The sequence below is a fragment of the Nostoc sp. 2RC genome, assembly GCF_014222165.1.
In the GTDB taxonomy this organism is placed as follows: domain Bacteria; phylum Cyanobacteriota; class Cyanobacteriia; order Cyanobacteriales; family Nostocaceae; genus Nostoc; species Nostoc linckia.
In genome coordinates, this window is record NZ_JACKZU010000295.1 from 1 (window position 1) to 10,315 (window position 10,315).

General features: G+C 40.1%; 9 protein-coding genes. 7 read left to right on the top strand and 2 right to left on the bottom strand.

From position 1 onward, the window contains the following. Positions 1–364 precede the first annotated feature (364 nt). The 5 genes from GNE10_RS25665 to GNE10_RS25685 all read left to right on the top strand — a co-directional run bounded on the left by GNE10_RS25665 (position 365) and on the right by GNE10_RS25685 (position 4,340). Positions 365–1,717: an OB-fold nucleic acid binding domain-containing protein gene (locus GNE10_RS25665; protein ID WP_185567884.1), complete on the top strand. Its 1,353-nt coding sequence runs from the start codon at positions 365–367 to the stop codon at positions 1,715–1,717. 203 nt (positions 1,718–1,920) lie between these two features. Beyond that, positions 1,921–2,487, top strand: a complete 567-nt coding sequence (locus tag GNE10_RS25670; protein ID WP_099067573.1) for a hypothetical protein — start codon at positions 1,921–1,923, stop codon at positions 2,485–2,487. 446 nt (positions 2,488–2,933) lie between these two features. After that, on the top strand, positions 2,934–3,470 hold the full coding sequence (locus tag GNE10_RS25675; protein WP_185567887.1) for a hypothetical protein: 537 nt from the start codon (positions 2,934–2,936) through the stop codon (positions 3,468–3,470). A gap of 197 nt (positions 3,471–3,667) precedes the next feature. Then, the gene (locus GNE10_RS25680; RefSeq protein ID WP_185567890.1) at positions 3,668–3,982 is read left to right on the top strand and encodes a hypothetical protein; all 315 of its coding nucleotides are present in this window, start codon (positions 3,668–3,670) and stop codon (positions 3,980–3,982) included. Continuing rightward, positions 3,972–4,340, top strand: a complete 369-nt coding sequence (locus GNE10_RS25685) for a pentapeptide repeat-containing protein (protein ID WP_185567893.1) — start codon at positions 3,972–3,974, stop codon at positions 4,338–4,340. The genes GNE10_RS25680 and GNE10_RS25685 overlap by 11 nt, the downstream gene beginning before the upstream one ends. Here GNE10_RS25685 and GNE10_RS25690 read toward each other — a convergent pair. Further along, the gene (locus GNE10_RS25690; protein ID WP_185567897.1) at positions 4,337–6,052 is read right to left on the bottom strand and encodes a tetratricopeptide repeat-containing serine protease family protein; all 1,716 of its coding nucleotides are present in this window, start codon (positions 6,050–6,052) and stop codon (positions 4,337–4,339) included. The genes GNE10_RS25685 and GNE10_RS25690 overlap by 4 nt on opposite strands. Before the next feature lie 428 nt (positions 6,053–6,480). Then, positions 6,481–7,332 (bottom strand): COP23 domain-containing protein, encoded by an 852-nt coding sequence (locus tag GNE10_RS25695; RefSeq protein WP_185567900.1) that lies wholly within the window; start codon positions 7,330–7,332, stop codon positions 6,481–6,483. 223 nt (positions 7,333–7,555) lie between these two features. Between GNE10_RS25695 and GNE10_RS25700 the strand changes: the two genes are divergently transcribed. Continuing rightward, positions 7,556–8,773 carry a sigma-70 family RNA polymerase sigma factor gene (locus GNE10_RS25700; RefSeq protein ID WP_185567903.1) on the top strand — a complete coding sequence of 406 codons (1,218 nt, stop codon included), beginning with the start codon at positions 7,556–7,558 and terminating at the stop codon, positions 8,771–8,773. Between the two features lie 2 nt (positions 8,774–8,775). Further along, positions 8,776–9,912: a DUF1822 family protein gene (locus GNE10_RS25705; protein WP_185567906.1), complete on the top strand. Its 1,137-nt coding sequence runs from the start codon at positions 8,776–8,778 to the stop codon at positions 9,910–9,912. Positions 9,913–10,315 lie beyond the last annotated feature (403 nt).

Below are 10,315 nucleotides of genomic sequence, written 5' to 3' on the forward strand. Positions count from 1 at the left end.
GGACAAGCACGGATCTTCCCTTTCCCCTTTGCCCCTTACCCTTTCCCCTGTGGCCCTTTAGCGTTACTATCTCCCATGCCCCATGCCCCATGCCCCATGTCCTATGCCCTATATCCAAATACAAGCGAATTAGTATCTATTTAAATGTGTTCAATAAGCTTTTAAAACATTAATTATCTGCTTATTAACTGCTTACTTATTCGTTTATTAAACTTTTGATATATTGTGATTAATTTTGTGTAAGAGTATAGCAATGTTTTATTGCGTTGAAGAGTTGTATTATTGATAATACTTAATTTACAAATTTCATCATTTTATCAATTAATTAATTTTGTTTGCAAAATTTGTTTGGAAAGGGGGTAGGATGGTAAAAATATTAACACGCAAATATATAGGCAGACAAAATGTCTATGATATTGGGGTAGAACGCGACCATAATTTTGCGATTAAAAGCGGTCTAATAGCTTCTAATTGCTTCAATAAATCCCATTCAACTGCCTACGGTTATGTAACTTATCAAACAGCATATTTAAAAGCTAATTATCCATTGGAATATATGGCGGCACTGTTGACGGCAAACAGTGGTGATACAGATAAGGTACAAAAATACATTACTAACTGTACAAATATGGGTATTCCCATAGATCCGCCAGATATAAATCGTTCTGGTGTTGATTTCACGCCGACAGGAGGAAAGATTTTGTTTGGCTTTTCGGCTGTACGTAATGTGGGACAAAATGCGATCGCCAGTATTTTGTCAGCGAGAAATGAGACAGGAGAGTTTAAATCTCTAGCAGATTTTTGCGATCGCGTGGATTTACGTGCAGTTAACCGCCGTACTTTAGAGTCACTTATATATTGTGGAGCCTTTGATAAAATTGAAACTAACCGTCAACAGTTAATTAATGACCTAGAATTAGTATATGATTGGGCACAATCTCGCGCTAAAGATAGAGCTAGCGGTCAAGGGAATCTCTTTGATTTATTAGGTGATGGATTTTCTCAAACTCCAAATAAAAGAGTAAATAATGCCTTTGAAACTGCTCCAAAGTCTACGCCTGTGGGGGATTTTCCTCCACAAAAAAAGTTACAAATGGAAAAGGAATTATTAGGTTTTTATGTATCAGATCATCCACTCAAATCTTTACGGCAAATAGCACCACTTTTGACTCCGATTAATCTTTCACAACTGGGAGAACAAAGGGAAGATGCAAGACTTTGTGCAGTTGTTATGTTGAATAACGTCAAAAAGGTTGTTACCAAAAAAGGCGATCAAATGGCAATTTTGCAAATAGAAGACTTAACTACACAAGTAGAAGCTGTAGTCTTTCCCAAAACTTATGAACGTATTAGTTCCTTACTCCAGGTTGATACCAGATTGATTATTTGGGGAAAAGTAGATCGACGTGACGATCAAACTCAATATATCGTTGAAGACGTAGAACCAGTAGAAACAGTTCAAATGGTAATGGTGGAATTAAATCCCCAGCAAGCAGTGAATATTGAAGAATTACATCGGTTAAAAACAATTTTGCAAGAGCATTCACCAGACAAAGAAAAAGCGAAAATGCCAGTAATTGGAGTTATACAAACTGAAAATTCGCGTAAACTTGTTCGCTTGGGTTGGCAATTTTGCGTACAAGATTCTAGGATTACTGTCCAAGCTTTACAAAACGCCAGATTTTCTGCTCATATCAAATCGCTGGCTGGTAGCTGAATATTAAAAGTGAAAAGTCCACTAGTACTGTAAGTAAATTAAGTTAACAGTTTTACTGAACTGTCAACAGTAAATTACCTTAAGTATTTAGGAATTTGGAAGTTTTTTTCGTTACTTATGCGGATGGAATAGAACTTAAGAAAATGGTATCTTTTTATGCCATGAACCTTGAGGCTGCGACTGGGGGAAGGAGTTATAACTTGATGATCGTCAACGAGCTACATAAATTTGTCTCATACTGTAAAAGAATTCAACCCCAAACTCAGGAGGATATTCAAAAATTTTTTGAAGGGGTGCTGTTGTTTCCTTATGATAAGGAACTTTTGTTGCAGGCTTATTTATTTTTGAATATTAAAGACTTGTTTCCCTCATGCGCGGAATTGTTGTTGTTTGAAAAATCACCAATATCAGATTATACAGATTTGGGTAAGTGTGATTTTGTTTACTTAACCTATAAAGGCAGTCTGTTTTTAATTGAAACTAAGTTTATTGATACAGAAGCAACCGGAGCAACAGAAAGAAAAAGAAGAAATAAACACAGAAATAAGGTATTTGAGCAAGTTATTACTTTAAAAGGTCGATTTAGCGAATACTGGAATATGAGACTAGACCAATTAGAATGTGGAGTTTTCACAACAGATCCAGAAGTTGCTTGGCGCGGAAATGGTGTGAATGTCATCTCGAAATCAATATCTATAGACCATTTGGAAAAATGGCGAAGAAATTATCACACTGTTGAAAAAGGTATTGAAGTCAGCAAACGTTATTAAATTCAACTCAAAATTCATTCTCTATCAACATAAGTTTGCTCTATGGCAATCGTATTTGATTTTATATTCCCAGTGTTTAGACCCCGGACTTGTCAAAGAAGTCTGGGGTTTAAGTTTTAGGTTGTTGACTGTTCGCTGTTGACCCTTCTCCTATGGTCGCCGCTACGCGTAGCTTGCTTCCACGTAGTGGTACGACTTCGCTCAGGGTCAAGGCTGAGCGGAGTCGAAGCCTTGACTGCTGACTGTCAACGGTCAACGGTCAACAATCTTCTATGGAATATTTTTTACTTGGAAGTTTCTTAAATAGCGATCGCCAACACTAGTATTGAATCTAACTAACTAGTAAAAATAATTTTGTCTTTGTTCAACTATTAATATCTTTGACCCGGAAAATATGTCAGATTACTGGAATAAGTACCAAACGTCTGACAGGAAAACCAAAAAAAATGAAAATTTGGTCTACTATTGCTGTGCTAGCTTCTTCTTGGCTCATATTTGGGGTGATATCTTCCAAGCCAATTAACGCTATTTCTGTTGTAGGACAAAACGCCACGTCATTTCCTACACCAAGCAGCCTGAAAAAGATTACTGTTAGTAACGCTGAGTTTGGATTGAAGAGAGTTGACGCCAAAGGTAACGTTACCATTTTCCAGACAACAACAGTCCCACTCCAGGAAGGAAACGTTTACGGATGGCGAATGAAACTCAAAAATTATCAAGGTGAAGTCAAATGGCGCGAAGTTTTGCGTTTACCAAAACCTCCACAAACTTGGGGTACAGATAACGGTGAAAACTTCTCAATTTCCGCAGACGGTACCACATCTATAACCAGGCGCACACAGCCTGCTACCGACGGCGTGATTGAGAATTTTTGGACGATCGCTCCTGGCGATCCACTTGGTAAATATAAAATAGAAGTCTATATTGACGACCGTTTAATTAATACTTTTGAGTTTGAAGTGATTCCAGTTAAGCGGATATAAAAGGAGATTGGCACTGCGGAGTTAGGAGTTAGGAGTTAGGAGTTAGGAGTTAGGAGTTAGGAGTTTGGAGTTTGGAGTTTGGAGTTTGGAGTTTGGAGTTAGGAGTTATTGTCTCTATCTCCCCGATCTTTCCTGCCCCTCCGCCCCCCTAAAGAGTATCTTAAAGATAGAAGTTTGATTTTTGTTGGGTGGCGATCGTGAATACAGAGGAATTCTTGCGATTGATGGAAAAACAGCGCCCATGTCCTCAGACATTGCCAAAAGCGCTGCAAGCAATGTGGTATGAAAAAAAAGGTGATTGGAGCAAAGCTCATGAAATAGTTCAAGATGCCGGCGATGCTGATAGCGCTTGGGTTCATGCTTACCTGCACCGCAAAGAAGGTGATTTAAATAATGCGCGTTACTGGTATCAACGTAGTGGACAGCAAGAGTTTACAGGAGGGTTGAGCCAAGAATGGGAACAAATAACTTCTATATTGCTGAGAAAGGTTAATGTGATGCATGGATGCTGAGGAATTAAAAAGGCGTTATGCAGCAGGGGAAAGATATTTTCCAGCCCTCAACTTAAGTAGGTACAAGTTTATTGCAGCCTACTTACCTGGAATTAATTTATGGGGATCTGATTTGAGTGGAGCTAATTTAGCTAAAGCTAAACTCTGGGGAGCTGATTTGAGTAGAACTAACTTAGCCAGAGCGAATTTGACTAGGGCGAATTTAAGCGGTGTTAAACTCAATGAAGCGAATCTCCGCGGAGCTAAACTCAAGTATGCCAAGTTGTATGGAGCAAATCTGACTGGTGCTTATTATGATGAAAGCACGCGTTTTTCTAAAGGTTTTGATCCCATCAGTCAAAATATGCGGAAAGTCTAAATAGGTTGATTTATGCTACCTGGAGTAATTTCACCACCTGGTTGTCTGTAGTTTGGTTGACTAGGAGGGAAAGTAGGAGGTGATGACTGCAAGCGTTGAATTGCGTACATTGCTTTTTGGTAATTGGCGGTATCCCTAGCTTGCTGGAATAAATCAGCTGCTCTTTGTAAATCGGCAAATGCACCTTGACGATCGCCAGCATCGCGTCGGAACAAACCACGTTGGTAAATGGCTATGGCGTTATTTGGCTCGTAACTCAGCACTGTGTTTAAATCCTGAATCGCTGCGGGTAAGTGTCCTAGACGGCGCATTGTCAGGGAACGATTGATGTAGGCGTTGCTAAATCGGGGATTGAGAGCGATCGCTTGAGTGAAATCAGCAACAATTCCTTGGCGATCGTTAAAAAAGGCACGGGCTAACGCACGGTTATAGTAAGACTCAGGCAAATGAGGTGCAAGGCGAACAACCTGGTCAAAATCGGCAAAGGTACCCCGCCCGTCTCTCATAGTGCGGAATACAGATCCCCGGCTATAGTAAGCCAAAATATCGTTAGGAGAGAAACGCAGGGCAACGGTAAAGTCTGCAATTGCACCTTGCTTATCGCCGAGATAATATCGCACTACCCCTCTGTTATAGTAAGCATTGGCATGATAGGGATTAGAGCGAATGGCCTCATTATAGTCAGCAAGCGCCCCTTGTTTATCGCCCATATCGTAGCGAGCATTACCACGATTGTAATAAGCAATACTATTTTTGGGGTCGAGAGCGATCGCTTGGCTAAAATCATTAATTGCTGCGGTACGATTATTGCTTGTCTGAGACAGTCCCCGTGCTAAGAAATCATTAGGATCTTGAGGATTTGTTATCCGTTCTTTGGGGTTATCTGTAGTGGTAGAATTGTCTATCTTCAAACCATAAATTCCAATCTGCTGAGATAGAATGATTGCACTTTCAATGGGAACTGCTGCACTAATTCCTGATTTAATATCTGTTGTTAATTGATCCCCCGATTGGAGTTGCTTCACATCTGTTTGTGTGTCAGCCTTACCATGAACTCCAATTACTTTAGCATCCACATCCAACACTGGTCCCCCACTCATACCACCTGCTGTTTGAGCTGCGTATTGCAACGAGTAACCACCGTCACTCAAACTCGCATCTTTGGATTCCCAAATCGTTCCTGATTGGAAATCATAAACACGATTTTCAGCAATTCTGTTTAAATCATTGTTAACTGGATAACCAAAAATAAACGCCTTACTGCCCAATTTTGCTTGATTAGGACTTCTTAATTCTGCAACTGCATAGTCTTTGTCACTATTAAAAGTAAATAAGGCTAAATCGTTACTTCCTTTAGTGTTAGTTCCTAAACTTTTCACGCTTGTGGGATTAATGTTATGAGAAAGTCCATCATTGGTACGAATTCTCACTGGTTTTGGGCCGTCGGATGGATTAATAACATGATTGCAAGTTAGGACAATGTAAGTGTTTCCCTCGCGCTTGATAATAAATCCAGAACCATCACTTGCTAAACCAGCACCAACTCCAGCAGGTCTGTTTACTTGCACAGTAATGGTGTTAGCATATTGGGCAATTTCCTGAGCAGATTTAGCAGCAAAAACGGCAGGTTGAAAGAATACTATTGCTGCAAAACAAGCAGATACACTAATTACAGGATCAGGAAACTTATAGCTAATAAATTGTAGGTTCATTGATAAAAAGCCTCAGCAATATTGAAGAAGAATGCAGAATTCAGAATTCAGAATTCAGAATCAAGACGCGACGCTCGAATACTCGCTAACACGCACGAGGCAAGAGAGGCGCTCCAGAAGAGAACCTAAAGAAAGACTTTTGCAAGAGGTCTATTGAGCTAAAACAGGACTACCCTTTATTCCGGGTTCAATCTGGAGCGATCGCTGACACCGATTTAGGAATAGTAGTTCTCGTTTTTGTATGTTGAGTAATGGCTGGATAATTCTGATGCAGAGGCTAATTATCCGCGAAGTCTGGGTTAGCTGCTCAAGAAGGTGATATCAACAAGAGATTGGGAAAAAAAACAGTTGTGAACAGCCCACAAACCGAGTGGACTTAAAAATAGCGATCGTCAAGCAAGTTTGTAGAACTTACGGACTTGCTGAACCTAGATAGGGCCACCACCCGGATTTACACTAGGAGCAGGAGGAGTATAACCTCCAGGAGCAGGGGCAGTATAACCTCCAGGAGCAGGGGCAGTAGGCATTCCCCCGGATTCATTGACTAGTTGATTAACAGCTTCCTCTATGCTGACAGTAGTGGGAATAATTTCTGCCTCACCAACTGCACCACCTGTAAAGCCACCGTTTTCTATTACATTTAAACCAGTACCGTATCTACCAAACCGGATAATTCGGGTTAAGACGTTACCAGGATTGCGAGCATTTTCCCGTCTGAGCAAGGTCATGATGATGTTGTTGGAGTTGCAACTTTCGTAACTATTAACAAAACAAATTACGTTGTAACCATTGACCTTACCAGTCGCCAGCAGCAAGTTACTCAATCTGCCACCATTTTGTGCTACTGCTGTTGTCATTCGCCAGGAAACCATCTGACACCGTTGTTCGGGTGACATATCATAACTTGCCGTTTCCCAAATGATTAGGGGCAATAGTAGTGTCTGACCGTTCACTTGAACAAGTGTGGCTGGTGAGCCTCCTATTTGACCGCAGACAAAGGAGGTGGAAGAAAATACTGGTGGTTGTATTGGTGGATATACTGGAGGTGGTTGTATTGGTGGATATACTTGAGGTTGTTGTACTCCTGGATATACTTGAGGTTGTTGTACTCCTGGATATACTGGAGCTTGTTGTACTCCTGGATATACTTGAGGTTGTTGTACTCCTGGATATACTGGAGCTTGTTGTATTGGTGGATACTGTGCCATTACGGGAGACACCATAACACCAGAAAGCGCGATCGCACTCATCAAAATTTGAGAGGGCCACTTGAATTTCATAAATAAACCTGTGGTATGTCCCAGGATTATTTTATTTTTATAGCAAGCGCCAAAGTGTTTAGGATAAACAGGAAAATATATGACTAAAGTAAAACTGGATACAGATTAATCAAATTTAGGTAAACAATAGCCAAAAAATAGGCTCAAGGGTATATTACAACAGACTTTGAAATCATTGTATTAAACTATATACTGATTTTTGAAGGTTTATCCTTTTAATTTCATGCGTCCTCGCCAAAATATCTCGGAAATATTTTCCACTTTTATCCAATTTGAAGCCGATCGCTTTAAGTCTTGGGTATATGATGCCAAACTAAGGCGCAGTATCGAAAATTGCTTGTTAAAGATATCAGACAACCAACACTCAGAGAATTTCTGGGCAATTTATTGGCATAAAAATTGGCAAAATCAGCCTAACTCTCTAGCTGAGGCGCATCTTTCGGCTTATCTGCAAGAAACTTGTTATTGGTCGGCACAAAGGACAATTCCTCAAATTGCTAGTGTGCAGTGTACCTTGTTTGACTGTTTTCAAATCGCCATCGCTGAAGTCCCAAAAATCCTCAAAGCTTGCGATCCTGACCAAAAAGCTACCCTCAAAAGCTACAGCAATGTGGCTTTTGGCAATGTGATTCGGGATGCTTTGCGCCAAAAACAAGAAATCGATTTTTGCAATGATTGGGCATTGTTACTCAAATTGAGCCGCAAGCGACTACAGGAATCTTTACAAAATGCTGGGCTAATTGATGAAACTATTGGCTGTTATTTACTAGCTTGGAAATGTTTTGTCGATGGTTACATTCTGGGTAAATCACCACAAGCACGGAAGTTGCAAAAACCCGACTCAGAAACTTGGAAAATAATTACTCAACTTTATAACCGCGATCGCTTAACACAACTTAACCCACCAGGCACAGAAGCCAATGCCCAAACTCTAGAAAAATGGCTGCTGTTATCTGCAAAATACGCACGTTCTTATTTATATCCTGTGGTTTCTTCACTCAATGCGCCGAAAACAGGTGAAGCAGATAGTGAATTACAAGATGATTTACCAGATACTACTCAAAATGAATCTTTATTAGCAGATTTAATTGCCACGGAAGAAGCAGATATTCAAAAAAATCAACAACAAGAAATCCACAATCTATTAATTACTACCCTGGCAAAACTTTCTCCCCAATCACAACAATTGTTGCAATTGTACTATCAACAAGGACTGACACAACAACAAATTGCCAAACAACAGCAAATCCAGCAATACCAAGTATCCCGGCAATTGGCGAAAACAAGAGAATCTTTATTACTAGCGATCGCCAAATGGAGTCAAGAAACAATGCATATTTCTCCAACTTCCAACGTAGTTAAATATATTAGTGCAGTATTAGAGGAATGGTTACAAAATTATTTCGGTAATTTAGAACCTCAGACCTCAAAGGAGCAGTAGCCATGTCATCATTTTGTGTTCCGCCGACTCAGCTATGGTTGGAAGTATCTCCTGAAGTTCAAAATCAATCTTGGCAGCAAAGTCAGTCTAGTGTTAGTCCCCGCCATCGTTGGAATGCTTTTTTGAATCAAGTATGCCTCAGTACTTTTTTGCCTTGGTTACAAACAGAGTACGCACCAGAGGCTACTGTTCATACATTGCCAATCACTTGGGAATTAGTCAACGGTACTGCGATAAATATTGATACAAAACGCTTGATTTTAATTCCAGATAAAAACCTAGAAACTAGAGAATTTTCTGTACCCCAAGAATGGATAGATATTCCTCAATGGGCAGGAGATTATTATTTAGCAGTACAAGTTAATCCCGATGGTCAATGGCTGAGAATTTGGGGTTACACTACCCACGAACAATTAAAAAATCAAGGTAGCTACGATTCCCAAGAACGGACTTACTCTTTAGATGCTACTCAAATGATTGAAGATTTAAATGTACTTTGGGTAGTACGTCAACTATATCCTGAAGAACAAACACAAACAGCAATTGCTCCTTTGCTTATATTATCAGCTACTCAAGTAGAAAACCTCTGGCAAAGATTAACAAGTTCAACAAATCCTCGATTAGAATTGCCCTTTGAAATGTGGGGAGCCTTATTAAATAGCCAAGACTGGCCCCAAAGATATATACAAAAGCCGTCGCTTGTCAACTTGCGTCAGTGGTTTCAAAATATAGTTGCAGATAGCTGGCAAACAATAGAAAGTTACTTGGGTACACAGCCAGATTTTGCCTTTAGTTTTCGCCAGGTTGCTGATGTGGTTGAGCAATCAATCCAGCGAGTCAAAGAAATTGAATTAGCAAATAATAATCAAGCTGTAGTCTTAATGTTGACATTGACAGCAGAAATAGATGGTAGAGTAGGAATTCGTGCCCAACTGTATCCTCAAGAACGCAATGTTTATCTACCGAGAAATATTAGTTTGGCATTGATTTCTGCTTCCGGAGAAATTGTCCAATCAGTGCAAGCAAGGGAAACAGATAACTCAATTCAACTCAAGCGATTTAAATGTCCCCAAAACACGCGATTTAGCCTTCAGATTGTTTTAGATGATTTCAATTTTATTGAGGAGTTTGAAAGTTAATAATTGGGCGTTAGAGGAGTGATGACTGTTGACTGTTGACTGAGGAGTTATGGAACTTATACATTGACATCTAATTCCCTCCCCTTGACAAAATATAGCTGGCGAATCAGGGGTGACATTCCTCATTGAAGGATTTTTCGTCATTCCACCCGATGTAGAGACGTAGCAATGCTACCTCTCTACAAACCAATTTGTGGCTCCACGAGGGGTCTGACTTTGGAGTTTTTCGGGTTTAATAAGTAATCAAACGGACATGACATAACTCACCAGTCAATACTTGTCGGTTAAAGGGAAAAGGGGAAGGGGGGGCCCCCTCTGGGGATAAGCTACGGTGTACACACAAGTCTTGAAATTACACCTCACACTTGGTTTCGTCGTCTATCCCTAAGCTGTTGGATCGCTC